Here is a 26,261-nt window from a genome sequence, read left to right as displayed (position 1 = left end):
GGCGTTACCGATAGGCTGCCGCTATCAGTGGCTGGTTCACCCCCGAGGGATTTGTTACGGTAGTCACAAAGGGACGCTTCACGCCCGCCTGACCACGATGATAGGGAACTTATGGAACTGACTGCCTTTTCTGTGCCGCCTGTGCGTTTTTCTGTGCGCCCGCTGGCGTGGGTGGCGCTGCTGGCGCTGGCCGGTTGTACCAGCAAACCGAAAACCGAGGCGCCTGAGATACGCCCGGCCGACGTGCACGCCGAGGTGGTGCGGCTGATGCCCGCTTCCGCCGCTGACCGCAAAGGCTGGGCCACAGACATCACCGCGGCCTTTGCCGCCCAGCAACTGACCCCAAGCCACAGCAACCTCTGCGCGGTGCTGGCGGTGACGGAGCAGGAGTCCAATTTCAAGGCGGATGCGCCGGTGCCGGGGCTGGGCAAGATTGCCTGGAAGGAGATTGAGCGCCGCGCCGGGGAGAAGCACATCCCGGCCTTTGTGGTGCGTACCGCGCTGTTGATCCCGTCCTCCAATGGAAAGTCCTACAGCGCGCGGCTCGACAAGGTGCGCAATGAGAAAGAGCTGAGCGAGATTTTTGATGATTTCATCGGCATGGTGCCGATGGGCCAGCGGCTGTTCGGCAACCTTAACCCGGTGCATACCGGCGGGCCGATGCAGGTCAGCATCGCGTTTGCGGAAGCCCACGCCAAAGGCTACCCCTACCCGGTGGACGGCTCTATCCGCCGGGAAGTCTTCAGCCGCCGTGGCGGGATCTATTTCGGCACGATGCACCTGCTCGGCTACCCAACGGACTACCCGACACCGCTCTACCGCTTCGCCGATTTCAACGCCGGGTGGTACGCCAGCCGCAACGCCGCTTTCCAGCAGGCGGTAAGCCGCATCAGCGGCATCCCGCTGGCGCTGGACGGTGACCTGATCCGCTATGACAGCGACACCCCCGGCACCACGGAGCTGGCGGTGCGCACGCTGGGCAAGACGCTGGATCTCAGCGAACGCGAAATCCGCCGCGCGCTGGAGCAGGGCGAAGAGGAGGGCTTCAGTGACACCACGCTCTACCAACGCGTCTATGCCCGCGCCGACAAGCTGGCCGGGAAGCCGGTGCCGCGTGCGGTGCTGCCGGGGATCACCCTGGAAAGCCCGAAAATCACCCGTAAGCTGACCACCGCCTGGTTTGCCAACCGGGTCAACGACCGTTACCAGCGCTGTATGGCAAAGGCCACATCCAGCTAATCAGCCGGCCGCAGGATCGCCTACGCTATAAAGAAATGCACACACCATGAGAGAGCTTATGTCACAGATTACCTTGCCGGACACCATGACCTTTATCGCCATCACCGAGCCGGGCGGGCCGGAGGTGTTGCAACCGCAGACCGCCCCGGTGCCGCAACCGGCTGAGGGCGAACTGCTGGTGAAAGTCCATGCGGCGGGCGTCAACCGCCCGGATGTGCTCCAGCGTGCCGGCCACTACCCGATGAAGCCGGGCATGGACCCGGTGCCGGGGCTGGAGATTGCCGGGGAAGTGGTCGCCGTGGGCAACAATGTCAGCCGTTATCAGGTGGGTGACCGCGTTTGCGCGCTGACCAACGGCGGCGGCTATGCGGAATACTGCACGGTGCCTGCCACCCAGGCGCTGCCGGTGCCGGACGGCATGTCGATGGAGAGCGCCGCGGCAATCCCGGAGACTTTCTTCACCGTCTGGGCCAATGTGTTTGCCATGGGCAAGGCTAAAAAAGGCGACAAAGTGCTGGTGCACGGCGGCACCAGCGGCATCGGCACCACCACCCTGATGCTGTGCCGTGAACGCGGCATTGAGGCGTTCGCCACCGCCGGCAGTGAAGAGAAATGCGCTGCCATCCGGGCGCTGGGGGCCACCGCCATCAACTACCGGGAGCAGGATTTTGCCGAGGCGATCGCGGAGCACACCGATGGCAACGGCGTCGACGTGATCCTCGACATCATGGGCGGCCCCTATTTTGAGCGCAACATCGCCTCGCTGGCGCAGTTCGGGCGGCTGGTGATCATCGGCTTCCTCGGCTCTGCGGTGGCCAAAGAGATCAACGTGATGCCGATCCTGGCAAAACAGGCGATTGTCACTGGGTCACTGCTGCGCTCGCGCACTGCCGCGCAGAAAGCGGAGATTGCCGACGCGCTGCACGAGCAGGTCTGGCCCGCGCTCTCCGCCGGCCGCTGCCTGCCGATGATCGACAAAGTCTACCCGCTGGCCCAGGTCGCGGATGCCCACCGCCGCATGGAAAACGGCGAGCACATCGGCAAGATTGTGCTGAAGGTGGCGGGGTAAGCGCTAAGGCACCAGCTTTATTGTCAGTAACAGGCGCTGCGGAAGAATATTACTGTCACTGAGCTGCAGCGTCACTTCCGTGTCCTTATCCACGTTTCCCGCCAGTCTCTCCAGCCGCACCGTGCGGCTGGTGCTCTCCACGCTTACGGCAATCACCTCTGCGGCAGGTACTTTCCCCTGCCACGCCAGGGTGAACGGTGGTTTACCGCCGCTGAAGGCGAGCGTCTGCTTTTCGTCTTTCGACAGAATGATCGTGCTGTTCAGCGTCGTCAGCGGCAGCACCAGCCGATCGGCAGCCAGGCAATGAGTGTCCAGCGCGCCAATCAGGTTAATCTGCTGATTAAGGTGGTCGTTTAGCCTGGTCAGATTTGCCAGGGTTTGGGCGGGGTTGGCAAGTGCGCACGTTTCTCCAAAATTAAGTTCGTTAAATAAAGCTGGTTTCGTATCTTTTGATTTTGATGCTGATAAAGCGGCCGGTGTTACAACGCCTGCCACCGCCGCCAGGCTGCTTTTGGCTGAAGCCAGAATAGCTTCCGGGCTGGGGTTGGCGCTCAGCAGTTGCAGGTTCAAAGACTGAATCACGTTATTTTGCGCGTCTGTCAGGGTTGCGCCAAAGCCACTGTCACCCGCCTCTGTTGTGTTCAGGGTTGTTTGCAGTTGATGCCAGGCGGCATTGATCTTGTCTGCGTCAGGGCAATAAGCTGTTTTGGGCGGGGCAGCCATTTTCGCCTGTTGATATGCCGCCATCAGATTATTCCCGCGCATGGCGAGGCAGCTCAGTACGGTACCGGCACCTAAATAAGCCCCTTCGACCGTCGGCGGGAAAAAGAGTGTATTGGCACCGTAGGCTGCGGCGGCGCTTAATACCAGGAGCTGCGAGCTGTGCGACGTTAACGACGCGCCGGTCGCCAGACTGGCCCCCAGCCCCAGCGTCAGGGCATAGGTGGTGAGGTTCAGCGCCCGGTTGGTGGCGGTGCGGCTCGCCAGCCGGGCATTCACCTCTGCGATCATCCTGTGTAACTGGGTAATGCTGGCCTGAGTCACAGGAAATGTTGGGCACCGGTCTTTATTATCAGGCTTACAGACATTGACCAGCGTGGGCTGAATATAAGGGTGAAAATAATCCGCACAGGCCGGTAATAACAGCACGAAAAAAATTGCATTACGTTGTGATGCTTTGCCCCGCCACATTATCGTCTTCATGGTGAATAGCCTTATAGCATAATAAAGAAACAGGCTCAGGTGCTGAGTGCTGAACAGGGAGAGACGCAAGGGTTTTAATGTAAACGTTTTAATTGCCGGGCAATGTGGCTCCTCCGCTATTTATATCGGGTTGCTTTATTATTGGCCAGCGTCTACATAATAGAATACGCCGGAAAATAAAACGGTGATTTATTTGTTAGCAAGAAAATGAATAGCGTGATTTGTTTGTGTGAGGTTATTCAGCGCCAGCCTGGCCGCTGATAGCGGACTCTCTCTTCTGGTTAATAAAATGAGCGTTATCATGAAAAAAAATCCGGATTTACCCGGCCATTGCCGGTGCCTGTCGTTCTGCCTGCGGACCGCCGCGCTGCTGTTTACCCTCTTGGCCGGCTTCCCAGCCAGCGCCGCAACGGGGCAGAAGATGCAACTTACGGTGTATAACGATGGGAAGTCCTGCCCCGGTGGCTGTGATGCTCATGTAGTATTTAAGGAAGAACATAACGGCACGGCCAATGCTTTTTTACCAACACGTCCTACACCTCCTTATGAAGATTGTATTCCTGGGCAGCCGTGCCGTATCTGTTTTGAACAAGATGCACGTCACTGCATGGATGTGATGTATCGAGGAAATGGCCCCCATTCTAATAAATTTGATGTCACACCGAAATTCATTGAGAAATATTGCCCCATCAGTCAGAACCCACCCGAGCTTAATGCTTACTGTCAGGATTTGAAACAGCTCGCCCGACGCTACCTTTCAAATGTTAATTGTATTAATAATCCGCAGCATGAAAAATGCAAAGCAGTCATAGCAGAGGCAAATAGAAAACAACGTGATGATCTTCCTGCATTTGAACGGTGTATAAAGATGGGCGAGAAGAAGTTTAATAAAGAAGTAAATATAGAGCAGCAGCGGACAAAAAAATGTGCTTATGCATTAAATATCCGCAAAAAAAATACCTCAGGGAAAACATGGCAAATATTATTGCCCGGTGCCTGTTATGCAGGCAGCTATGTAGGCCGTGATGGACTAGATTGTTGTACCGGCAATCCGCTGACAGATAGCTTATACGGTATTGAATGCAGCAAATTTTATCCTAAACCTTGAGTGAGTATAGGGATAAAGTTTCTCACTCCATCCAGAGTTATCCACATTTTCTGTGGATAAATGGGCCGTCAGGGTGTGGGTAAGCGGGAAAAAAACCACAGGTTATCGCCTGTAGCCCGCGTCCTGCGCGGCCTTCGCCCGATTCCGGCCGGTGATGTTTCCGGCCGGAACCGGTTACGCCGGGCGGGGTTAAAATTCGTCCAGCCGTGGGCGGTTTTTCCCCAGCCCAAGCGGCAAGGCGGTATAGGGTTTAATCTCTTTCAGCACAAACGACGTCTCCATCTCTTTGATGCCCGGCAGCCGCCGGATCACCGCCATCGCAAATTCCGAATACTGCTCCAGATCCTGCGCTACCACCTGCAACAGGAAATCAGCACTGCCCGCCGTGGCGTAACAGGCGATCACCTGCGGCAATTCCTGCACCTGAGCTTCAAAACGCAGCGCTTCCTGCTCACTGTGGCTGTCAATTTTGATGCGGATAAACGCCAGCAGCCCCAGCCCGAGCTTTTGCCGGTCAAGCTGCGCGCGGTAACCGGTAATCAACCCCGCCTCTTCCAGCTGCTTAACGCGCCGCCAGCAGGGGGAGGGGGCCATGCCGGCCGCCTCAGCCAGCGCCTGATTGGTGATGCGGCTGTCCGTTTGCAGCGCTTTCAGCAGGAGAGTGTCCTGACGGGTCAAGGTCATGGAATAATTTTCCTTTATAAAAATTGATAGCGGTAATGCTTACCATAAAACAGCGGAATAGTGGTGAGAAAGAAAATTTTTACCCCACGCGGCAGCGTACACTCTCTCCAGACCTTAACCCGCAGGAGAGTGTGAACATGAGTGATTACCGTGTAGCCATTATCGTGAACCCGGCGTTGCCGGTGGGGCTGGTGGCCAACACCGCTGCCACCCTGGCCGCCGGGCTGGGCGCCCGCCACCCGCAGGTGTTTGGCGGCAAACTCACGGACGTGACCGGGCTGGAGATTGATGTCAGCTCCAGATTGCCGATGCCGGTATTGCAGGCGGACGAAGCGACCTTACAGGCGTTGCTGAAACGCAGCGAAGGGGCGAATGACATTAAAGCGGTGGTGGTCTTCCCGGCCTTTGCCCGCCGGATGCACGATTTCGACGAGTACGGCCAGGTACTGCCGGAGCGCAACCTCTCCGGCGAAACGCTGGACGGCATCGCGCTGTGCGGGCCGAAAAAGTGGGTCAGTTCGCTGACCGGCGCGCTGAAACTGTTGCGTTAGGGGCCGGGTGGCCCGTGTTACCCCCGGCCTCGTTTAGGGGCCAGATTTTCACCTGGCTGTTTTTTTGGGGTCTCCTCCGGCAGCGCATGCACATCCTGCGCCTGGAACGCCCCCGGCAAGTGGTCGGGTATTTTTTCTAAGCTGGCAATCAGGCTCTCTTCTTCACTGGCGATCAGCGGAAAATCCCGCTCATCAGTAAAATGCGTCAGGCGATGCTGAGCATCGTAACGTGGCCGGTATGAATAAAGGCCTGCGTTAAATTGCGTGATGTCGATGCGTGTCAGGGTCCACTCTCCAGGCGTCGAGACTTTTTTCCCCAGCGCCTGAAAATAACTGACAAGAGGGTTCCGAAGATCCGCAGGGATCACATTCCCGTTTGGGAACACAATCTCTTCAATGTCGCCCTCAGGGCTATACGTGAGCTTCAGGGGATAACTCTCCCCAGAGGCATCTTCAATCGTTAACGTCGAATACTGAATTTTCATACACCCTCCGTGATAAACAGATGATGCCCTAAGCGCAGGCAATCTTTTCATTGACTGATACAGATTAACCCCTTCGGGCAGCACCTGCCTGCCATTCTGTTACATCTTGCCAAACCCCTGTCGACTCATGATAATGCGCGGTGATAATGATAACGGTTATCATTTCTTTTTACAGGGATTAGCGCATGCACTCAGCCATAAAAAAAACAATGCTGTCCACCCAGATCCTGCTGGCCCTCGTGGCCGCAGCCGGGGTGGCGAATGCCGCAGAACCGGGCGCGGCCACATCAGACACGCCTCAGCCCGCCCCGCAGGGTGACCAGCTGGTGGTGACCGCCACCGCACCGGACAGCACCTTCAACGCCGGCAGTGATGCGCTGGTGCCCGCCTACCTGGACGGGCAGATCGCCAACGGCGGTCGCCTCGGTTTCCTGGGGGAGCAGAAAGCGGAAAATGTGCCGTTCAGCATCGTCAGTTACACCAGCAAACTCTTACAAGACCAGCAGGCGCATACGCTCTCTGACGTGCTGGACAATGACGCCTCGGTCGAGAGCAGCTACGGCTACGGCAACTTTGCGGAAAACTATGTGGTGCGCGGTTTCACGCTCGCCACCGATGACATCTCCTACGGCGGCCTGTACGGCGTGTTGCCGCGCCAGATCGTCTCGACCTTCTTTGCGGAGCGCGTGGAACTGCTCAAAGGTGCCAGCGCGTTTCTGAACGGCGTGCCGCCGGGCGGCACCGGGGTCGGCGGCAATGTGAACATCGAGCCGAAACGTGCCGACGACACGCCGCTGACGCGCGTCTCCCTGGATTACACCTCGGCCTCACAGGTCGGCGGTTCGCTGGATCTGGCCCGCCGGTTTGGGGAAGACAACCGCGTTGGCGTGCGGGTTAACCTGATCCACCGCGAAGGCGAAACGGCGATTGACGGCGAGAAACGCCGCCTGACCGGCGGCAGCCTGGGGCTGGACTACCGGGGCGACCGTTTCCGCGGCTCACTTGATGTCGGCGCAGCCCACCAGACGGTGCACGGCGGCCGCCCGGTCGTCTATACCGGCAGCGCCACCCGCATTCCTGATGCGCCGTCCGCCACCACCAACTACGGCCAGCAGTGGGCCTATACCGATCTTGAAACCGAGTTCGGGATGCTGAAAGGCGAGTATGACGTGGCGGAGAACTGGACGGTGTACGGCGCGCTGGGTGCCAGCCATAACCATGAATATGGCAAATACAGCTCACCGACGCTGGCCAATGACGCCGGCGACACCACCATGAGCCGCATGACCGTGCCTTACTTCTCGGACAACGTTTCCGGCAACACCGGTATCCGCGGCACCTTTGACACCGGCGTCGTCAGCCACCGCATCAACATCGGCTACTCCAATGCCTACACCAAAACGCGCTCCGCCTATACCCTGACCACCGCCTCGGTCAGCAGCAATATTTATGCCCCGGTGGCACACACCGAACCGCTGGTTGACCGCTATGCCGGCGGAGACATGGGCGACCCGCACGTGCGCAGCCGTATCCGCAACCAGGGTTATGCGATCTCCGACACGCTGTCAGTGCTGGATGAGCGGGTACAGGTGATCGCCGGGTTGCGCCGCCAGAGCATCGCGGTGCGTAACTACGGCTACGATGGCGTGGAGTCCGGCACGTTTGACGAAACCAAAGTCACCCCGGCCTTTGGCCTGGTGCTCAAACCCTGGGATAACGTCTCGTTCTACGCCAACCATATCGAGGCGTTGCAGGCCGGTGAAAGCGGGGCCACCACCTACAACGGCCTGCGCGTCAGCAACGGCGGCCAGACGGCGGGCATTGTGACCTCCAAACAGGACGAAGTGGGCGTGAAAGCGGACTTTGGCCGGGTGGCGGCGTCACTGGCGCTGTTTGAAATCACTAAGCCGGAGAGCATGTACCAGCTGTCGGGCGACCACTACGACTACGGCAACTACGGCGAAGTGCGTAACCGCGGCCTGGAGCTGAACCTGTTCGGCGAACCGGTGTATGGCGTGCGCCTCAACGGCAGCCTGACGCTGCTCGACCCGGAGATGACCAAAACCCAGGACGGCAGCTATGACGGCAAAGACGCGGTCGGCGTGCCGCGCTACCACTGGGTGGTCTCCGGCGAATATGACATTCCTGGGCTGGCGGGTGTCACCGCCACCGGCAAGGTGATCCGCACCGGGGGGCAGTACGCGGATGAAGCGAATGACCTGCAACTGCCTGCCTGGACGCGCCTGGACCTGGGCGTACGCTACGACATGCAACGCAGCGAGAACAACATCGTCTGGCGCGCCGGGGTGGAAAACGTCACCAACGAACACTACTGGGCGTCCGCCGCCGGCGGCTACCTCACCCAGGGCGACCCGCGCGAGCTGAAACTCTCCATGACCGTGGATTTCTGACGCCGCGTGCGTGACGCATTTTCCTTAGCAAAGGCCCGGATAACGGGCCTTTTTTGTTAACCGGGCCGGGTGCTTTTTATCATGGCCGCCCCGGCTACCCCGCCAGCCGGGCAGTGTCGGCTTCACCGCCGGCGGCACCTGGAATTTCGGCGTACAGGCGGAGATCTGGTTCTGAGGGAGGAGAGCTGACCGGCAGGCACCTGCCGATTTTTTTATGGTTATGTGACAATAGCTTAAAACATGATATACGTCATTGGCGCACAACGCGAAGCGGATAAACTGCTTGCATTGATAAGTCACTGGCGTATAGGTATGCTGTTTATTGAGACTCCAATCTTCACGGAAGATGTTAAAGAATTTTTTTCAGACGAGGAATATCAACTGTTCCAGCAATACCTCGCTGACAACCCCACTGAAGGTGACGTCATTCCCCATACGGGGGGATTGCGTAAGATAAGATGGATTTTGCCAGGCAAAGGTAAGGGAAAGCGGGGTGGAGCCAGAGTGATTTATTATCACGTAGGTGCAACAGACAATATCAGGTTATTGCTGCTGTATGCGAAAGGGATAAAAGATGACCTGTCTCCCGCTGAAAAGAGAGTGCTTCGCCACCTGAATGAGAATTGGTAATGGATAAAAAACTGTTTGAACGCCTTACGGCCAGCATGACACAGATGAACGAGATCATTGAAGGCACTCGCGAGCCTTCCCGTGTCACGGAGGTAACGCCATCAAAAATCAGGCAACTGCGGGCTAAAACCGGATTATCCCAATCATGTTTTGCCCAATTAATTTCAGTGAGTATTTCTACCCTGCAAAACTGGGAGCAAGGACGCCGCTCTCCTACCGGCCCGGCACAGGCATTATTACGGGCGATTGAGCAGGATCCAGAAAACGTGATTAAGGCGCTGGCTGCGCGCTGATACCTCTGCTGCAGACCCCAACCCCGCCTCCCGGCGGGGTTCTTCTTTCATCGTGCGTCACCCCGCCTGTGCCTCGATCTCCGCTTTGCACTGCCTCAGCGTCCGAAGAAGGCTCTCCAGGCTGTCGCTGAACCGGTACGCCGGGACAGCCAGCGACAGCGCGTCGCGCTCCGCGGTGGCCGTCCGCAGCCCCCCCAGCCCACAGACGCCGCCGGCGTGCTCCCCGCGATCGATGGCGTAGCCCTGCGCGCGGGGAGCACGCCAACGGGGCCGCACCTGGCCGCCGTACCAACCGCACGGGCTGGGGAACTGGCAAATCGGTAACGAGGGTAGCGGGGCGATAACGGAACCCGCCCCGGCGCGCCCCGGTTTTCTGGAGGCGCAGAAACAGGTCAGGATGAACTAAAGCGCGGTTTCACGCCCCTGATACCAGCACCAGGCACGCCATACCGCCTTCAGCGCGGTGGCCGTGCCGACCCAGGCCAGCAGGCAGATTAACAGGTCAACGTAGCGGGTATCCGGGGCGCTGAGGCGCAGTGAAGAGTGGCCAATCAGCACAATCGCGATAAACAACTGCAACAGGGTGAGGCTGGTTTTCAGCCGGCGGGCCTTATCGTTCATGGTGTCTCCTTTTCCTTGAAAACAAAATTTTCCTGAGCCATTGCCCCAGCCGCGCGCCCCACGGGCCGGTGACCCACGCCACCAGCCCCGCAAAAAACAGCGCTGTGATCAGCGCATGCAGCACGGGATGGGGGCGATGGCTGAACAACGTCAGGTTAACCAGTGAGAACAGCACCAGCCCAAAAAGAAAATTCAGGATAAAACGTTTGCGCGGTGGGGTCATAACGCCTTGTATGCATCTGCGGAAACCCGGCGTGCAGCCCGGCTTCTGTTAAAGATGTGTTAAATAAAACGCAAGGCGGGCAAAAAAACGACGCGTAAACTGTAAGCGGATGTAAGAGGGCAGCCGTTCAGCCGCCCGCCTGCATCCGTCCGGTGAGCAGCGGCGTAACCCAGTCCGGCCGCTGGTGGGCCGCGGCCAGCGCTGCCGCCTGTTCCCAGTTATACGCTACCTGCCGGAATTCCACCTGCCAGCCATGCGCGTTACGTTCAAGCAGGGCATAACGTGCATAGGGGGAACCGGCTTCCATCTGGTGTGGGAACGGGTGGTCATCCTCATACGCCTGCAACCCCACGCTGCCGGGATTCACGATCAACCGCCCATCCGGCAGCTCTACCCGGCGCGGCAAATGGGTATGGCCGCACAGGATCAGGGAAGCCTCCACGCCCTGCGCGCGGGCGATGACCTGTTCCATCGCGGCGGGCTGCACGCCCTGAGCGGTCACCTCCTCCAGAAAATAGATGAGATCGTCGCCGGGCACGCCGTGCACCAGCCGGATGTCGCCATCCAGCGTCAGCTCTGCCGGCAAACTCTCCAGCCACGCCCAATGTTCTGCACGCAATGCGCGGTGGGCGTGCTGGTCAGAGAGGCCCAGCGTCTCCGGGGTGCCGGTCAGCAATTGCCGCTCGTGGTTGCCCTTAATGGTCGGCAAGCTTAGCGCCATCAGGCGGTCGGCGGTCTCTGCCGGTTGCAGCGCGCCGGAGAGACAATCACCCAGGTTTACCACTGCGTCTACCGCCTGCCCGGCGATGTCTGCCAGCACCGCCTCCAGCGCGGCCAGGTTGCCGTGAATATCGGAAAGGGCGGCCAGCCGCCGCATCGCCTTCATGCTCAGGCCGGGTCCAGCCCGGTGGCCAGCTCATCGAGTGCAATCTCGCGCGCCGGGGCCGTCTCCACCGCCTCGCCATACTCCTCCGTGAGATCCGGCAGGCTGGTGAACTGGCCGTCAAGGAACAGGAACGTCAGGTTGCGTTCCACATCCTCCAGCACCGCATTGGCGGTGGGCAGGTCGTGGCCCTCGCTGTTGTCACCGTCCAGCAGATAGTGGAACCCCCCGTCGCGCTGCTCCACTGTGCCGAGGTCAATCAGGTGCTGGTCGCTGTTGCGCGCCAGAATGTGGTTGTCTGCGAAATAGAGGGTGTAGTGGCGGCGTTTGGTCTGGTCTGGCTGTGCCATGTCCGGCTCCTTAGTCAGGGGGTAAACCGTTGAGTATAGTGCGCCGGTTGCCGCTTTGCCGGGAGGAAATTGTGCGCAAAATCCGCAACCTGGCACGCCGGGCTGGCTCTCTGGCGAATAGGCGCAATACTTAATGGGCTATTTTCAGTGCGGCAGCGTGCTTCTGCCGCCTCGTTTACCCCTTTCGTCCAGGAGATCACCATGGCACAGCAACAGACCTTGCGGCTCAGGATTAACGGACAAGAGACGCCCCCGATGACGCTGGATTCACGCGTCACGCTGCTCGACGCCCTGCGCGAGCACACCTCACTTACCGGCGCCAAAAAAGGCTGCGATCAGGGGCAATGCGGCGCGTGCACCGTGCACGTCAACGGCGAGCGGGTGCTCAGCTGCCTGACGCTGGCCGCACAGGCCGACGGCGCAGAGATTACCACCATTGAGGGGCTGGCCGCCCCGGACGGCACCCTGCATGCGGTTCAGCAGGCGTTCCTGGCGCATGATGCCTTCCAGTGCGGCTACTGCACGCCGGGGCAGATCATGTCAGCCGTGGCCTGCATCCGCGAGGGGCATGCCGGGTCTGACGAGGAGATCCGCGAATACATGAGCGGTAACCTCTGCCGGTGTGGCGCTTACACCCACATTGTGGCCGCCGTGCGCGAAGCCGCCCACCACCTGCAGGGAGCCGCCCATGAAAGCGTTTGACTACCAGCGTGCCACCGATGTCGCCACCGCCCAGCAGCAGGCGAGCGGCAGCGGCAGCCGCTTTCTGGCGGGCGGCACCACCCAGCTCGATCTGATGAAGTGTGAGGTCGAACGGCCGGAGCGGCTGGTGGACATCACCCACCTGCCGGGGCTGGACGCGATTCATGTCACCGGTGAGCGCATCCTGCTCGGCAGCCTGGCGAAGATGAGCCGGGTGGCCGATCACCCGCAGATCCGCGCCACCGCCCCGGCGCTGGCGGACAGCCTGGCGCTCGCCGCCTCGGCGCAATTGCGCAACATGGCGACGCTGGGCGGCAACCTGTTGCAGCGCACCCGGTGCAGCTACTTCCGTGACCCGCAAGGTTATGACGCCTGCAACAAGCGCAACCCCGGCTCCGGCTGTGCCGCGCTGGACGGCCTGAACCGCAACCATGCGGTGCTCGGCACCAGCGCGCACTGCATCGCCACCTATCCCGGCGATCTGGCGGTGGCGCTGACGGCGTTTGATGCGGTGCTGCACCTGCGTGCGCCGGACGGCAGCAGCCGCCAGACGCCGATCGCCACCTTCTTCTGGCAGCCCGGCGACCGCCCCGATCTGGAGCACGATCTGGCGCCCGGCGAGCTGATCACCGCCATTGAGATCCCGGTCACCCCGGCGCTTAAACGCTCCCATTACCTCAAAGTGCGTGACCGCGCCTCCTATGAATTTGCCGCCGCCAGCGCCGCCGTGGGGCTGGATCTGGCGAAAGACGGCACCGTGGCTGAGGTGCACATCGCCGTGGGCGGTGTTGCCACCGTCCCGTGGCGCGCCCGCGAGGTGGAGCAGGCGTTGCGCGGGCAGCCGTTTGATGAAGAGACGCTGCGCGCCGCGGCAGAGGTGATTACGCAGGATGCGGTCGCCCACGCGCACAACGGTTATAAGATCACCCTTCTTCCGCGCGTGATTGCCCGCGCCCTGATGATTGCCGGAGGCCTCGCATGACGACCCCAACTGACCAGACGCAGCGCCCACCGCAGACCAGCGCCAGTGACACCCTGACGCCGCCGTTCTCCACGCCGCTGGCCCCGCTGCCGCCGTTACAGGGGCTGGGCGAGGGGCGGGAACGCCTCGAAGGGCGGCTGAAAGTGCAGGGGCAGGCGCGCTACGCCGCGGAGTTCCAGCCGGAGGATATGCTGTTCGGCGTGGTGGTGAACGCCACGGTGCCGCATGGCCGCATCACCGCCATTGAGACGGACGAGGCGAAACAGTGCCCCGGCGTGGTGGCGGTCTACACCCACCAGGACGGGCTGAAACTCAACCCCGGCACCCCGTTCAGCGGCGGCGGCTCGGCGGCCGCGACTTATGTGCCGTTGCAGAGCGACGTGGTGCGCTGGAACGGCCAGCACATCGCGCTGGTGGTGGCGGAAACGCTGGAGCAGGCCACCGAGGCCGCCACGCGGGTGAAGGCGGAGTACGCTCCGGAACCGGCGCTGATCAACCCACAAGACCCGCAGGCGCAGCCGGAGCCGGTAGAAGACCTTGACGTGGAGTGGGGCGACGCCCACCGCGCGATGGCGGAGGCACCGGTGCGGGTGCACGGCGTTTACACCACCCCGCGGGAATACAACTCACCGATTGAGCTGCATGGCTGCATCGCCCAGTGGCAGGATGACCTGCTGACCGTCTGGGAGCCGAGCCAGTGGGCCGGCGGCGCGCGCCACAGCATCGCCGAATGGTTCGGGCTGGGCATCGATCAGGTCCGCGTGATTTCGCCCTACGTCGGCGGCGGGTTCGGCTCCAAAGGCGCGCCGCACGGCCATGTGGCACTGGCCTGCCTCGCCACGCGCACCCTTGGCCGCCCGGTGAAAGTGATCCTGACCCGGCCGCAGACCTTTACCGGTTACGGCGGGCGGCCGCGCACCCGGCAGGCGCTGTCACTCGGCGCGACGCCGGAGGGGCGGCTGCTGTCGATTGTGCATGACAGCTGGAACGAGACGGCGATCGAGGACACCCACCAGGAGCCGTGCAACTCCGTGACGCCGCTGATGTACGGCACCGAGCACTTCTTCTCGCGCCACCGGCTGGTACGCGTTCACACCGTGAACCCCGGCTGGATGCGGGCGCCGGGCGAAAACCCCAGCACCTACGCGCTGGAAATTGCGATGGACGAGCTGGCGGAGGCGTTAGAACTCGACCCGCTGGAACTGCGGCTGCGTAACTGGGTCGACCAGGATCAGGCGGAGAAGGTGCCGTGGACCAGCCGCCGCCTGCGCGAGGCGTACAGCGCCGCCGCCGAGGCGTTTGGCTGGGCGCAGCGTAACCCGGCACCGCGCTCGATGCGCCGCGGCCGGGAGCTGATCGGCTGGGGCATGGCGTCCGGCACCTACCCGGTGCACACCACGCCGGGTGAGGCGCGGGTCATCATCGACCGCCAGGGGCAGATTGAGGTGCAGAGCAGCGGCGCGGACATCGGCACCGGTACCTACACCATTCTGGCGCAGACGGCGGCCGAGGTGCTGGGCGTGCCGTCTTCCGACATCCGCGTGTCGCTGGGGGACACCGCGCTGCCGCGTGCGCCGGTGGCGGGCGGCTCCCAGCTGGCTAACCTGCTGACCGCGGCGGTGCATAAAACCGCCGGTGCCGCGCGGGAGATGCTGCTGGGGCTGGCGGTGACAGAGCCGGATTCGCCGCTGTTTGGTGCCTCGCGTGACACCGCCATCCTGGCCGGGGGCGAGGTGCGCGCCAACGGGAAAAGCATCACCTTTGCTGAGCTGCTGAAACTGGCGGATCGCGATCAACTGGTGGTGCATCAGGACACCTTCAAGGCGGATGCCAGTGAAAAAGACCGCGACACCGCCGACCAGACGGCCAGCATGATGGAGAGCACCAAAGGCGCGCACAGCTGGTGTGCGCACTTTGTGGAGGTGGCGGTGGATGAGGATTTCGGCACCGTGCGCGTCAAGCGGGTGGTGAGTGCCTTCGACTGCGGGCGGCTCTACAACCCGACGCTGGCCAAAAGCCAGTGGATTGGCGGCATTGTGATGGGCATCGGGCAGGCGCTGCTGGAGGAGGGGATGATCGACGCGCGTGACGGGCGCATCCTCAACGCCAACCTCGCGGACTACCTGATGGCGGTGAATGCCGACATCCCGGAGATTCAGGTGATCAACGTCGGTGAGCCGGACTATCAGGCGAGTACGCTGGGCGGTAAAACCGTGGGTGAAGTCGGGATTGTCGGCGTGGCGGCGGCGGTCAGCAATGCCGTTTACCACGCCACCGGCAAGCGCATCCGCGAATTGCCGATTACCCTGGATAAACTGATCTGATTCTTCGGCTCTGAACCTGAGGCGCGCCTATGCGGCGCGCCTTTTTTATGGCCGCCGCGCGGCGCAGCGCTGCGCTTTTCGCTACGCCATCTGACGGCGGTTTTTATGCGCCACCACATCGGCCATCACCGCCAGCGCAATTTCGGCCGGGGTTTTGCTGCCGAGATCCATCCCAATCGGCGCATGTACCCGCGCCAGCTCTGCCTCTGTCAACCCACCGATGCGTTGCAACCGCTCACGCCGCTGCCGGCTGTTTTTCATCGACCCCATCGCGCCGATGTAAAACGCCGGGGTCTGCACCGCCTCCATCAGCGTCAGGTCATCCATGCGCGGGTCATGCGTCAGCGCCACCACGGCCGTGTGGGCGTGGCACCCCTGTTGCTCGATAAATTTCGCCGGGAACTGCCGCTCGATGATCACGCCCTCCGGGAGTTGCGGCAGCAGGTTTTCCAGCTCCTCCGGCCGCGGCTCACACACCACGGTTTCAAACCCCAACGCCACCGCAAACCCGGCGCAGTAGACCGCCACCGGCGACAGCCCGGCGACCACCAGCCGCGGCGCGGCAGCAACATGCAGCGTAAGATGGTCGCCGTCACGCGCCACATGGGTGCTGCCTGCGCCGCTGTCTGCCGTGAGCGCATGGCAGGCTGCAGGCAGCGTCAGCTGTTTCACCAGCGCGCCGTGGCCGGCCAGCGCCCGGCCGAGCCGCGCCAGATAGTCCGCGCTGGCGTCGTTGCACGGCAGGTATTCGATTAAAATATCCAGCACGCCGCCGCACGGCAGCGCGCGGTTGGGCGTCAGCCCGCCGTCCCCATAGCGCACGACCTGGCTCGCCTGCCGGAATGCCCCGGCCCGCAACCGGGCGATGAAATCCTCTTCCACGCAGCCGCCCGACAGCGACCCGCTGTAGTGCCCGTCCGCGGTGGCCGCCATCAGCGCCCCCGGCGAACGCGGCGATGAGCCAAACGTCGACAGCACCGTACACAGCCACACCGGTTGCGTGCCTATCCAGCGCGCTGCCTGCTGCACCACCGTAAGATCAAGACTCTGCATTCCGCTATCCCGTTGATTGAAAAACGCCCCAGCCAGAAAGTATGGCCGCTGCGGGGGAAAAGGGAAACCGGGGGAGATGCTTTCGGCATTACGCCACCGGGCAGTGCTGGCGCTGAATCACTGTGCGGTAGCCGTCCGGGTCGAGGAAGGTGCGGCCGGCGCTGTCCCAGTAGGGGTTGAAGGCGGCTGTCAGCCGGAACCCGGCCTCTGCCATTGCCCGGCAGCGGGCGGCCCATTCGCCCTCATCAGGCAGGTAAAGCACCAGCAAATCCTCGGCGGTGGCAGCCGGGCTGACCGGGTGCGCCGGGCAATGGGTAAACTCCAGATGCCACGCCGCGCCGGGGTAGCCAAGCATCACGCCGCTGAACCCCTGATGGTCAGTGAACCCGCCCAATTCTTCCAGCCCCAGCCCGGCCTGATAAAGGCGGCTGCGTGCCGCCAGCTCAGTGACCGGGCGCGCGATACGCAAAACAGTGTGCCGGCCTGTGTCATTCATCCTCTTCCTCCTGTGTCACAAGCAGTGGCGACTCAAACAGCGCATCAAGGTTTCCCAGTTTGGCCTTCAACCCTTCATACACATCTTCCCGCCGATCAACGGTCACGACCGTGATAGTGACCGTGATGTCTCCGCCCTCATTCTCGGTAACCTGATAGATCAGTCGATAACCGTCCTGCCTGAGTTTTATTTTAAAACAGCGATCTACGCCTGACAGCTGGTGTTTTTTCGGCATCAGGGCATCCCGTGAAACGGCCCTCTTAAGCAGCAATTTTTTAAACTTTTCGCGAACATTACCACCCAGCGTATCCCACTCCTTTTTGGCACTCTTTTTAAACGTAAGCCGTGTCCTGAATTCCTTTTTGGGCTGTTGCACTCAGAGATCCTCCCAGTTGACCTCAATCTCTTCTTCATGAAGCCGGTCACGCACGCGTTTGGCTAATTCCCGCTCATCAATAATATCCATCATCATTTCAAACAGCGGGGCAGGTACACAGTAAAACGCGGTTTTACTGTGGTTCATGATCGCCACCGGCTGGCCCTCCGCAGAGGCGACCGTGGCAGAAGGGTTCTTCTTCAGTTCGGTGATTGAAGCAACATGATTGGCAAAAATGGCCGTTGCACCCATTTTTCACTCCTTAAAATGGTCTTTTTTCCGCCCTTATTTTAATAAGGCATAAAAAGTAAACAAGACGGGCGCGCGAATAATGTGCGCAGGCACGCGGTAAATGTGACCACACTTTACGTACCCACTCCGCCGCCCCACCTGCACCCTTCGCCAAATAAACTATGGTTAATGCAGGCTGGCGGGCAACGGCCCGCGTGGAGACGCCATAACAGGAGGAACGGCGATGGCGAAGATGACAAGCGACTTTTTTGTGGAACGCCTGAAAGCATGGGGCGTGACGCGCATTTATGGCTACCCCGGTGACGGCATTAACGGGGTGCTGGGTGCCTTGCAGCGGGCAGAGAAAAAAGGCGAGGGGATCGACTTTATCCAGGTGCGCCATGAAGAGATGGCGGCCTTTATGGCCACGGCGCACGCCAAATTTACCGGCGAGCTGGGCGTCTGCCTCTCCACCGGCGGGCCGGGGGCCACCCATATGATCACCGGCTTGTATGACGCGAAGCAGGACCATGCGCCGGTGCTGGCGATTGTCGGGCAGGCGGAGAGCACCGCGCGCGGCGCGCACTACCAGCAGGAGCTGAACCTGGATCGCGTCTTTATGGACGTGGCGGATTTCGTGCAGGAGGCCGCTGCCCCGGCGCAGGTGCGCCATCTGGTTGACCGCGGGGTGCGCATCGCCATCGCCAATAACGGCGTGACGGTGCTGGTGCTGCCGAAAGATGTGCAGGATGAACCCTGGGAGGAGCCGCAGCAGGCGCACGGCTTTACCCGCTCCGGGGCCGGTTACCACCGCCCGGTGGTGGTGCCGCAGCAGGCTGACCTGCAACAGGCGGCTGACCTGCTTAACCACGGCAAAAAAGTCGCGATTCTGATTGGTTCCGGCGCCCGCGGTGCGGAAGCGGAGGTGATCCATGTCGCGGAGACGCTGGGCGCGGGCGTGGCCAAAGCGCTGCTCGGCAAAGATGTGCTGCCGGACGATCTGCCGTTTGTCACCGGTGCCATCGGGATGCTCGGCACCAAACCGTCGTCGGACATGATGTCCGGTTGTGACACGTTACTGATGATCGGCACCGGGTTCCCGTGGGCGGAGTTCCTGCCGAAGGATGGGCAGGCGAGGGCGGTACAGATCGACATCGACCCAGGGATGCTGGGGCTGCGCTACCCGGTGGACGTGAACCTGCACGGCGACGCGGCCGCCACCCTGCGCGCGCTGCTGCCGCTGCTCAAATACAATGATGACCGGCGCTGGCAGGACAACCTCGCCAAAGAGATGGAGACGTGGCGCGAGACGCTGCGTGACCGCGCGATGGCCGCCGCCAAACCGGTGAACCCGCAGCGCGTGGTGTGGGAGATGTCGCCGCTGCTGCCGAACAATGCGATTGTCACCTCGGACTCCGGCTCCTGCGCCAACTGGTTCGCACGGGATTATCAGGCCAAGGCCGGGCAGCGCGCCTCGCTCTCCGGCGGGCTGGCGTCAATGGGCGCGGCGGTGCCGTATGCCATCGCGGCCAAATTCGCCCACCCGGATCGCCCGGTCGTGGCGCTGGTGGGGGATGGCGCGATGCAGATGAACAACATGGCGGAGCTGATTACCATCCAGAAATACTGGCGGCGCTGGGATGACCCGCGGCTGATCATCTGCGTGTTCAATAATGAGGATTTAAACGAAGTCACCTGGGAGCAGCGGGTGATGGAGGGCAACCCGCGCTACCCGACCAGCCAGGCGCTGCCGGACGTACCCTACGCCCAGTTCGCCAACCTGCTGGGGCTGCGGGGGATTTTTGTGGATGAGCCGGACTCATTGCAGGCCGCCTGGGCCGACGCGCTGAGCGCCGATCGCCCGGTGGTGCTGGAAGTGAAAACCGACCCGGAAGTCGCGCCGTTCCCGCCGCACCTGACGCTGGAGCAGGCCAAGGGCTTCACGTCCGCGATGCTGAAAGGCGACCGCGGTGCCGGGCAGGTGATTGCCGACACCGCCCGCCAGCTCATCAACGAAGTGCTGCCGCATAAGGACAAGAAGTGAGGTAAGGGCGGCGTCTGCGGCAAAAGGCCCGGACGCCGCCTGGCATTTGCCGCTGCACTGGCGTAAAATGTAGTGATGTTGCTACATTTTGTGCGGAGGTGCCGATGCCGATTACTACCATGACCAGCCGTTCGTTTAATCAGGAAATTTCCCGGGCAAAAAAAGCGGCCGAAGAAGGCCCGGTTTATATTACCGACCGCGGCGAACCGGCCCATGTGCTGCTGACCTATGAGGCCTTCAAAAAGCTGTCTGGGTCACGCAGAAGCATACTGGATGCGTTGGCGACGCCAAATGCGGGCGACATCGATTTTGAACCGGAACGCGGGAACATTGTCAGCCGGGATGTGGATTTCTGATGCGTTATCTTCTGGATACCAATGTGGTTTCTGAATTACGCAAAGCAGGGACGCTGAAAATCGATGCGAACGTGGCCCGCTGGGCAGGTTCTGTTGATGCCGGTGACCTGTTTGTTTCCACCATCACCCTCATGGAGATTGAGCGCGGCATCCTCTCGCTGGCAGGCCGGGATGCGACACAGGCGGCTATTTTGCGCGTATGGTTTGATCGGGTACTCGCAGAATTTGCCGATCGTAGCTTGCCGGTGGATACAGGGGTCGCCCTGTATTCCGCCCGTCTGCATGTGCCGGACAAACGATCGGAAAATGACGCACTGATCGCGGCCACTGCGCATCAGCACGGCATGATCGTGGTGACACGTAATACTAAAGATTTTGAGGGAATGGGTGTCCCACTGCTTAACCCGTGGGAAGATAGCGGGGGATAACGCCGCATCTCTTGCCCTGTTTTAACATGCTCTAATAAAAAGCCCGCTGTTCAGCGGGCTTTTTACTGCTCAGCAGGCGGGATCAGAACGGATAATCACGCGGGGTGTGCTGCACGCTGACCCAGTGGTCAGTGGTGAACTCTTCAATCGCCCAGTCGCCGTTAAAGCGACCCAGCCCGGAGTTCTTCTCGCCGCCGAACGGCACATGCGGCTCGTCGTTCACTGACATGTCGTTCACATGGGTCATGCCTGCCTGCACACGGCGGGCAAAGCGCACGGCGCGCTCAGTATCACGGCTGAACACGGCGCTCGAGAGGCCATATTCGCAGTCGTTGGCCAGTTGCAGCGCGTGCTCCTCATCGCGGGCGCGCTGAATGCCCACCAGCGGCCCAAAGATCTCTTCGCGGGAGAGTTCCATCTCCGGCGTGACATCGGCAAAAATGTGCGGCGGCACCAGGTTGCCGCGGATCTCGCCCGCCAGCAGCAGCCGTGCGCCCTCGTTTTTCGCCTGGGCGATTTTGCCGGTTAACGACGCGAGCTGTTTCTGGTTTACCACCGGGCCGATAACGGTCTCGGCCAGGGCCGGGTCGCCTACGTTCAGGCTTTTCGCCCGTTCCACAAAGCGCTCGATAAAGGCGTCATACAGGTCATCTTCCACAATGATGCGGTTAACCGCCATACAGATCTGCCCCTGATGCAGGAACTTGCCCATGATGGCGGCATTCACCGCGCGATCGAGGTCGGCATCGGCCAGCACCACGAACGGGTTATTGCCGCCCAGCTCCAGCGCCACATGTTTCAGGTGCTTGCCGCCGCTCGCCAGCCCACCAATGTTCAGCCCGACCGGCGTGGAGCCGGTAAAGGAGATCAGTGCCGGCACCGGGTGCTCAACAAAGGCGTCACCTATCTCTGCGCCCGGCCCGACCACCACGCTCAGCAGGCCCGCCGGCAGCCCGGCCTCTTCGAAAATCCGCGCCAGCAGCAGGCCGCCGGTCACCGGGGTGTCACTGGCCGGTTTTACCACCACCGCGTTGCCGAGCGCCAGCGCCGGGGCAAGCGAGCGCTGGGTCAGGTGGAACGGGAAATTCCACGGGCTGATGACGCCCACCACGCCGAGCGCTTCCCGGTAGATGCGGTTCTCTTTGCCCGGAATATTGGACTGCACAATGCGCCCGTGTACGCGTGACGGGAAGGAGGCCGCCTCCAGCGTGATGCCGCGCGCGGCGTTCCACTCAATCTCCGCTTTAATGCGGGTACTGCCCGACTCGCGGACAAGCCAGCCGATAATCTCTTCCCGCCGGGCGGTGATGATCTCCGCCGCGCGCAGCATCACCGCAGCACGCTGCGCCGGGCCGGTCGCTGCCCAGTCACGTTGCGCCTTTGCCGCGCGCTGGTAGGCGGCATCCAGATCGTCACGGTTAGCCTGCTTGATGGTCAGCAGCGTGCTGCCGTCATAGGGGTTGGTCACATTCAGGGACTGCGCGTGGCGGCCTTCACGCCATTCACCGGCAATCGGCAACAGGTTCAGGTTCTCAAACGGGGTAGATGACATGGGTTCTCCAGACAGCCGACGCAATACGTCAGCGATAAAAGGGCACGTACAGCGCAGTGCGCGCTGGGCAGTGTGTAAAAGGTAGGAGAAGGGGCGCAACAGGGCAAATCGGAAAGGCAAACCGCTTAAATAGGCGTAAATGATGAGGAAATTCCCGGCGGTGAAATTTTCTTTTATTTTTCGGCAGGCGAGGTTAACGCGGGAGATACCGGAAAGGCTATTTTCCGACGAGGAAGCATGGACGGGCCAATGCCGCTTTTGGTAGCGGCATAATACCAAAGGGATAATAGTCATTACGTACCGTGCGATATTATCCGGCTGTTGCGTGAAACCGCCGTAAAAAAGTAAGGCGCAAATAAAAAATAAGGGCGGCGGGCAACACGCATTACGCGGCTACCCCGGTTTCTTTTTATGCGTTCACTACCCGCTTTCCCGATGAAAAGTGCCTGCACGCGGAGGCATCCCACGCAGGCGGGGCATGGCCTGGTCTTTGGCACCCGGCTGATAATTCAACGCCCTATGTTTTTTTAATGCGCAGGTGCGGGTTATTTACTCAGTAATTATCCATTTTGCGTAATAAACCGGTTTATCGGAAATACTCTTTTTTATCCCTAAAGTTTTTATGACCTTTGCCGAAAAACAAGCTGTTTTATTAAGGAAATTCGCCCGTTTTATTCAGTGAAATAGAGATCAGGAATTCACCATGCGCAATAATCAGCCGGTTACTCAGACCCCGTTCCATTTTTCCGATGATGCGACGCTCATGTCCACCACCGATCTCAACAGTAATATTCTGTATGCCAATGATGCCTTTATTGATATCAGCGGGTTCAGTGCCGAAGAGCTGACCGGGGCGCCGCATAATCTGGTGCGCCACCCGGATATGCCGCCGGAAGCCTTTGCCGACATGTGGGCCACGCTCAGGCAGGGCGAGCCCTGGACGGGGCTGGTCAAGAACCGCTGCAAGAACGGCGATCACTATTGGGTGCGGGCCAACGTGAACCCGGTGATCCGCAACGGCACGTTGCTTGGCTATATGTCCGTGCGCATCAAACCCAGCGATCAGGAAGTGCAGGCCGCCTCCGCCATCTATCAGAAAATGCGTGACGGCACGCTGAAGAACCGCCGCCTGCACAAGGGCGTGTTGCTGGTGACCGGCCTGGGCCGCTGGCGGTCGCTGATGAAAACCCTGCCGCTGCGCTGGCGGCTCTGGTCGCCGCTGCTGGCGCTGTTGCCGTTAAGTGTGATGGGGGCTGCCGCGCTGGGGCTGGGCGGGCCGGCCCTCGGCGGCTTCACCGCCGGAATGGTGCTGTTGCTGGCGCTGGCGGCCGCCTGGCTCAACGTGCAGGTGGCCCGGCCATTGGCGCAGGTGTGCCGCCAGGCGAAAGACGTGGCGACCGGCGCGAGTTACCGGGTGGACCACCTCGACCGGGTTGATGAAATCGGCATGACATTGCGCGCCATTGGGCAGATGGGGGTGATGTTCCGCTGGCTGGTGGATGATGTCAGCAACCAGGTGATGACGGTGCGTAATGCCAGCGATGTGCTGGCGCAGGGCAACGAGGAGCTGAGCCGCCGCACTGACCAGACCGCCGCGAACGTGGAGCAGACGTCGGCCGCCATGAACCAGATGACGGCGACGGTACAGAGCAATACGGCCACCGCCACCGAAGCCAATCAGCTTTCCAGTACGGCCAGCACGGCGGCAGAGAAGGGTGGGGAATCGATGGAGGAGATCGTACGGATGATGGATGAGATCGCCCTCAGTGCCAAGAAGATCGGCACCATTACCAGCGTGATCGACAGCATCGCCTTCCAGACCAATATCCTGGCGCTGAATGCGGCGGTAGAAGCGGCGCGCGCCGGTGAGCAGGGCAAAGGGTTCGCGGTGGTCGCCGGTGAGGTGCGGGGGCTGGCGCAGCGCAGCGCCACGGCGGCGAGCGAGATCAAGAGCCTGATTGACGCCAGCGTCGGCAAAGTGATGGCCGGTTCCGGCCAGGTGCATGATGCCGGGACGACGATGGATGACATTGTCAGCCAGGTAGGGAATGTGACCACGCTTATCGGGCGCATCAGCGCCGCCACCGCCGAGCAGGGTGTCGGATTATCTGAAGTGGGCAAAGCGGTGAAGGAGCTGGAGCGCATCACCCAGCAGAATGCCGAGCAGGTGCAGGAGAGTGCGGTCTCCGCGACGCGGATGAAGCATCAGGTGGAGAGGTTGCAGCAGGCGCTGAGGGTATTCAGATAACATTTTGTTTTTGATGGTTTTTGGGGTGAGGTGGCATGTTTCGGTTGCTCATGTGTATTTGTCTACCCGGCTTTTCAAGCCTCAACCGAGCAGGGCCTGCCGGCGCGCCGGCCCTGCACCCGCGCGCTGTCGGTGCCCCGGCTGAATCATTGCACGCTCCCGCGTGGATTATTCGCCCCATCCCTGGGGCTCACCCCTTCGGGGCCAACGCTTCGCGTTGTTCAAATTGGCTCCCGGCCAATTTGTCCTCATTTCGCCTCCGGGCTTCCGGGCCGCCGCTAATGACAGTCCCTGTCATGGGCGGCTCTCGCGGGCATCCATGCCCGCTCACCCGGCCCTTCGCCTCCACTCGGCAATGATTTTTACGCCCCCACCACCTCTGCAAACCCGTAAGTATGTGAGGAAATAGTAGGTGGGGGATTTTTTAGGCGTGAAGTGGGTGCGTTTCATGCTGCATTTCCATGTGGCAACGCACTTACATTAAGCCCAGATATTAAAAAGACCTTACCTACTCTTGTTCCTTACATAGCCAAGAATTTGCAGTTGGGTGGGGCATTAAAGTTATTGCCGACGAGGACGCAGGGCCGGGCGAGCACACAGGGATGTGTGCGAGAGGTACAGCCACGCTGGGAGCGTGTCTGTACCGGCCCGAGCAGCCCGGAGGACGCTGGAGGGAAGCCGCGGGAGCGGCCAATAATTCTGCCGGATCACCCAAAAGCGCGGGGATGCAAGGGGCGCGCGCTCACGCGCCCCTTGCGCGGTGGCGGCAGCGGAGCCGCAGAAAGACAGCGAACGTTTGCCAACGCAATAAACCTCGATCAAACAGAAACATCGTCATTCATCGCCATTTATCGTCGCACCGCGTACTTCATGCCCGAGGGGGCAGGGCCGGCGCGCCGGCAGGCCCTGCTCGGTTGAGGCTTGAAAAACCAGGTAGGCAACTGCATATGAACAACCGAAACAATCCACATGCGATCGATGATGGCAGTGGAGCCGCAGAAAGAATGCGGGCGTTTGCCAACGCAACACACCTCGATCAAAAAAGTCCACGGCACATAAACAACCGAAACAATCCACGTGCGATCGATGATGGCAGCGGAAGCGCAGAAGAAATGCGAACGTTTGCCAACGCAATAAATCACGATTGAAACAAACCTCGATCTAAAAGAGGTGCTCCCCAGCGGGAAGGGAGCCGCCTCCCCCAAAATTTACTGTTTCAGCAAATGCTCCACCACCACATGCGTCACTTTCCCTTCATGCTTCACGCGCCCGCTGATCATCACCAGGTCCTCCGGTGTGACCTCGTCACCGTTCCAGCGGTTGCCGCCGACGGTAATCCCGACAGTGCCGGTTTTGTCGCGGAACTCAAACTGGTCCTTGCCGGTTTTCTTGATGATATGGCCTTCCAGCGTCACCCAGGCGTCCTGGCGCATGGTGCGTGCCAGCTCTACTGTCGCGCCGCGGGCATCTTCAGAACCGCGGATCCCGGCGTCCTGTTTGTGCGCCGGTGGGGCCGGCTCGTCCGCTTTAAAGCCGCCGTTGTCTTCGGCAAAAGCAGGCAGGGTCATCACAGTCAGCAGCGCAGCAATCGTTAACTTTTTCATTCAACTCTCCTTTGTCTCGCTCCGGCACGGCCTGTTTTTCCGCCCGGCTATTTTTATGCTTACCCTTAAGCATGGCACAAAGTCACTGTTTTGCTAGGCAAACCCCTGCCCGGCT

At 60.9% G+C, this 26,261-nt stretch carries 28 protein-coding genes; 14 read left to right on the top strand and 14 right to left on the bottom strand.

Annotated elements, in window-relative coordinates:
- The first annotated feature begins 111 nt into the window (after positions 1 to 111).
- Together JK232_RS01680 and JK232_RS01675 are read left to right on the top strand one after the other, a co-directional pair.
- Positions 112 to 1,239, top strand: coding sequence for a DUF1615 domain-containing protein (locus tag JK232_RS01680; protein WP_101828817.1), 1,128 nt, complete (start codon positions 112 to 114; stop codon positions 1,237 to 1,239).
- An 85-nt stretch (positions 1,240 to 1,324) separates the two neighbouring features.
- Positions 1,325 to 2,308, top strand: a complete 984-nt coding sequence (locus JK232_RS01675; protein WP_212588797.1) for an NAD(P)H-quinone oxidoreductase — start codon at positions 1,325 to 1,327, stop codon at positions 2,306 to 2,308.
- A gap of 3 nt (positions 2,309 to 2,311) precedes the next feature.
- On the opposite strand, the gene JK232_RS01670 is transcribed toward JK232_RS01675, so the two are convergent.
- The gene (locus JK232_RS01670) at positions 2,312 to 3,352 is read right to left on the bottom strand and encodes a hypothetical protein (RefSeq protein ID WP_212588687.1); all 1,041 of its coding nucleotides are present in this window, start codon (positions 3,350 to 3,352) and stop codon (positions 2,312 to 2,314) included.
- Positions 3,353 to 3,812: 460 nt separating this feature from the next.
- Here JK232_RS01670 and JK232_RS01665 point away from each other — a divergent pair, with 460 nt between their 5' ends.
- Entirely contained in the window at positions 3,813 to 4,619 is an 807-nt protein-coding gene (locus tag JK232_RS01665; RefSeq protein ID WP_212588686.1) for a hypothetical protein, read from the top strand.
- A 189-nt stretch (positions 4,620 to 4,808) separates the two neighbouring features.
- On the opposite strand, the gene JK232_RS01660 is transcribed toward JK232_RS01665, so the two are convergent.
- Complete coding sequence (locus tag JK232_RS01660) at positions 4,809 to 5,303, bottom strand: Lrp/AsnC family transcriptional regulator (protein WP_212588685.1); 495 nt, start codon at positions 5,301 to 5,303, stop codon at positions 4,809 to 4,811.
- A 137-nt stretch (positions 5,304 to 5,440) separates the two neighbouring features.
- Between JK232_RS01660 and JK232_RS01655 the strand changes: the two genes are divergently transcribed.
- Positions 5,441 to 5,854 (top strand): DUF2000 domain-containing protein, encoded by a 414-nt coding sequence (locus tag JK232_RS01655; protein ID WP_212588684.1) that lies wholly within the window; start codon positions 5,441 to 5,443, stop codon positions 5,852 to 5,854.
- Between the two features lie 17 nt (positions 5,855 to 5,871).
- On the opposite strand, the gene JK232_RS01650 is transcribed toward JK232_RS01655, so the two are convergent.
- A complete protein-coding gene (locus JK232_RS01650; protein WP_212588683.1) occupies positions 5,872 to 6,339 on the bottom strand; it encodes a hypothetical protein in 468 nt (155 codons plus the stop codon).
- A gap of 185 nt (positions 6,340 to 6,524) precedes the next feature.
- On the opposite strand from JK232_RS01650, the gene JK232_RS01645 reads away from it, so the two are divergent.
- From JK232_RS01645 to nadS, 3 genes are all read left to right on the top strand, one after another.
- On the top strand, positions 6,525 to 8,750 hold the full coding sequence (locus JK232_RS01645; protein ID WP_212588682.1) for a TonB-dependent receptor: 2,226 nt from the start codon (positions 6,525 to 6,527) through the stop codon (positions 8,748 to 8,750).
- A gap of 312 nt (positions 8,751 to 9,062) precedes the next feature.
- A complete protein-coding gene (locus JK232_RS01640; protein ID WP_072928381.1) occupies positions 9,063 to 9,380 on the top strand; it encodes a hypothetical protein in 318 nt (105 codons plus the stop codon).
- Complete coding sequence (gene nadS / locus JK232_RS01635; RefSeq protein ID WP_101855170.1) at positions 9,380 to 9,673, top strand: NadS family protein; 294 nt, start codon at positions 9,380 to 9,382, stop codon at positions 9,671 to 9,673. Before JK232_RS01640 ends, nadS begins: the two co-directional genes overlap by 1 nt.
- Positions 9,674 to 9,730: 57 nt before the next feature.
- Here the strand turns inward: nadS and JK232_RS22985 are convergent, their stop codons facing one another.
- From JK232_RS22985 to JK232_RS01610, 5 genes are all read right to left on the bottom strand, one after another.
- A complete protein-coding gene (locus tag JK232_RS22985) occupies positions 9,731 to 9,949 on the bottom strand; it encodes an IclR family transcriptional regulator domain-containing protein (RefSeq protein ID WP_212588681.1) in 219 nt (72 codons plus the stop codon).
- A 126-nt stretch (positions 9,950 to 10,075) separates the two neighbouring features.
- Entirely contained in the window at positions 10,076 to 10,294 is a 219-nt protein-coding gene (locus tag JK232_RS01625) for a hypothetical protein (protein ID WP_101828826.1), read from the bottom strand.
- Entirely contained in the window at positions 10,284 to 10,517 is a 234-nt protein-coding gene (locus JK232_RS01620; RefSeq protein ID WP_072928385.1) for a hypothetical protein, read from the bottom strand. The genes JK232_RS01625 and JK232_RS01620 overlap by 11 nt, the downstream gene beginning before the upstream one ends.
- Positions 10,518 to 10,644: 127 nt before the next feature.
- Entirely contained in the window at positions 10,645 to 11,403 is a 759-nt protein-coding gene (locus JK232_RS01615; protein ID WP_246538174.1) for a metallophosphoesterase family protein, read from the bottom strand.
- 2 nt (positions 11,404 to 11,405) lie between these two features.
- The gene (locus JK232_RS01610) at positions 11,406 to 11,750 is read right to left on the bottom strand and encodes a hypothetical protein (RefSeq protein ID WP_072928387.1); all 345 of its coding nucleotides are present in this window, start codon (positions 11,748 to 11,750) and stop codon (positions 11,406 to 11,408) included.
- A 201-nt stretch (positions 11,751 to 11,951) separates the two neighbouring features.
- Here JK232_RS01610 and JK232_RS01605 point away from each other — a divergent pair, with 201 nt between their 5' ends.
- From JK232_RS01605 to JK232_RS01595, 3 genes are read left to right on the top strand one after another with little or no spacing between them, the layout of a single operon-like run.
- Positions 11,952 to 12,452, top strand: coding sequence for a (2Fe-2S)-binding protein (locus tag JK232_RS01605; RefSeq protein ID WP_072928388.1), 501 nt, complete (start codon positions 11,952 to 11,954; stop codon positions 12,450 to 12,452).
- Positions 12,439 to 13,434 carry an FAD binding domain-containing protein gene (locus JK232_RS01600; protein ID WP_072928389.1) on the top strand — a complete coding sequence of 332 codons (996 nt, stop codon included), beginning with the start codon at positions 12,439 to 12,441 and terminating at the stop codon, positions 13,432 to 13,434. Before JK232_RS01605 ends, JK232_RS01600 begins: the two co-directional genes overlap by 14 nt.
- Positions 13,431 to 15,758, top strand: coding sequence for a xanthine dehydrogenase family protein molybdopterin-binding subunit (locus JK232_RS01595; protein ID WP_079205217.1), 2,328 nt, complete (start codon positions 13,431 to 13,433; stop codon positions 15,756 to 15,758). Before JK232_RS01600 ends, JK232_RS01595 begins: the two co-directional genes overlap by 4 nt.
- A gap of 81 nt (positions 15,759 to 15,839) precedes the next feature.
- Here the strand turns inward: JK232_RS01595 and JK232_RS01590 are convergent, their stop codons facing one another.
- The 4 genes from JK232_RS01590 to JK232_RS01575 form a co-directional block, all read right to left on the bottom strand.
- A complete protein-coding gene (locus tag JK232_RS01590; RefSeq protein ID WP_212588680.1) occupies positions 15,840 to 16,811 on the bottom strand; it encodes an XdhC family protein in 972 nt (323 codons plus the stop codon).
- Positions 16,812 to 16,899: 88 nt separating this feature from the next.
- Entirely contained in the window at positions 16,900 to 17,307 is a 408-nt protein-coding gene (locus tag JK232_RS01585; protein ID WP_072928391.1) for a VOC family protein, read from the bottom strand.
- Positions 17,300 to 17,683, bottom strand: a complete 384-nt coding sequence (locus JK232_RS01580; RefSeq protein ID WP_072928392.1) for a type II toxin-antitoxin system RelE family toxin — start codon at positions 17,681 to 17,683, stop codon at positions 17,300 to 17,302. The genes JK232_RS01585 and JK232_RS01580 overlap by 8 nt, the downstream gene beginning before the upstream one ends.
- On the bottom strand, positions 17,684 to 17,935 hold the full coding sequence (locus JK232_RS01575; RefSeq protein ID WP_072928393.1) for a type II toxin-antitoxin system Phd/YefM family antitoxin: 252 nt from the start codon (positions 17,933 to 17,935) through the stop codon (positions 17,684 to 17,686).
- 223 nt (positions 17,936 to 18,158) lie between these two features.
- Here JK232_RS01575 and JK232_RS01570 point away from each other — a divergent pair, with 223 nt between their 5' ends.
- The 3 genes from JK232_RS01570 to JK232_RS01560 all read left to right on the top strand — a co-directional run bounded on the left by JK232_RS01570 (position 18,159) and on the right by JK232_RS01560 (position 20,742).
- Positions 18,159 to 19,958 carry a thiamine pyrophosphate-requiring protein gene (locus tag JK232_RS01570; protein ID WP_072928394.1) on the top strand — a complete coding sequence of 600 codons (1,800 nt, stop codon included), beginning with the start codon at positions 18,159 to 18,161 and terminating at the stop codon, positions 19,956 to 19,958.
- Between the two features lie 104 nt (positions 19,959 to 20,062).
- Complete coding sequence (locus JK232_RS01565; RefSeq protein ID WP_101828830.1) at positions 20,063 to 20,314, top strand: type II toxin-antitoxin system prevent-host-death family antitoxin; 252 nt, start codon at positions 20,063 to 20,065, stop codon at positions 20,312 to 20,314.
- Positions 20,314 to 20,742 carry a type II toxin-antitoxin system VapC family toxin gene (locus JK232_RS01560; RefSeq protein ID WP_072928396.1) on the top strand — a complete coding sequence of 143 codons (429 nt, stop codon included), beginning with the start codon at positions 20,314 to 20,316 and terminating at the stop codon, positions 20,740 to 20,742. Before JK232_RS01565 ends, JK232_RS01560 begins: the two co-directional genes overlap by 1 nt.
- An 82-nt stretch (positions 20,743 to 20,824) precedes the next feature.
- Here the strand turns inward: JK232_RS01560 and JK232_RS01555 are convergent, their stop codons facing one another.
- On the bottom strand, positions 20,825 to 22,294 hold the full coding sequence (locus tag JK232_RS01555; protein ID WP_072928397.1) for an aldehyde dehydrogenase family protein: 1,470 nt from the start codon (positions 22,292 to 22,294) through the stop codon (positions 20,825 to 20,827).
- Positions 22,295 to 22,997: 703 nt separating this feature from the next.
- Here JK232_RS01555 and JK232_RS01550 point away from each other — a divergent pair.
- Positions 22,998 to 24,542, top strand: a complete 1,545-nt coding sequence (locus JK232_RS01550) for a methyl-accepting chemotaxis protein (RefSeq protein ID WP_072928398.1) — start codon at positions 22,998 to 23,000, stop codon at positions 24,540 to 24,542.
- Between the two features lie 1,208 nt (positions 24,543 to 25,750).
- On the opposite strand, the gene JK232_RS01545 is transcribed toward JK232_RS01550, so the two are convergent.
- The gene (locus tag JK232_RS01545; protein WP_072928399.1) at positions 25,751 to 26,146 is read right to left on the bottom strand and encodes a YgiW/YdeI family stress tolerance OB fold protein; all 396 of its coding nucleotides are present in this window, start codon (positions 26,144 to 26,146) and stop codon (positions 25,751 to 25,753) included.
- Positions 26,147 to 26,261 lie beyond the last annotated feature (115 nt).

Source organism: Nissabacter archeti (assembly GCF_018257325.1).
GTDB lineage: Bacteria > Pseudomonadota > Gammaproteobacteria > Enterobacterales > Enterobacteriaceae > Chimaeribacter > Chimaeribacter arupi.
Note: the sequence above shows the minus strand (reverse complement) of the source record. Positions and strands in the feature narration are given on the sequence as shown.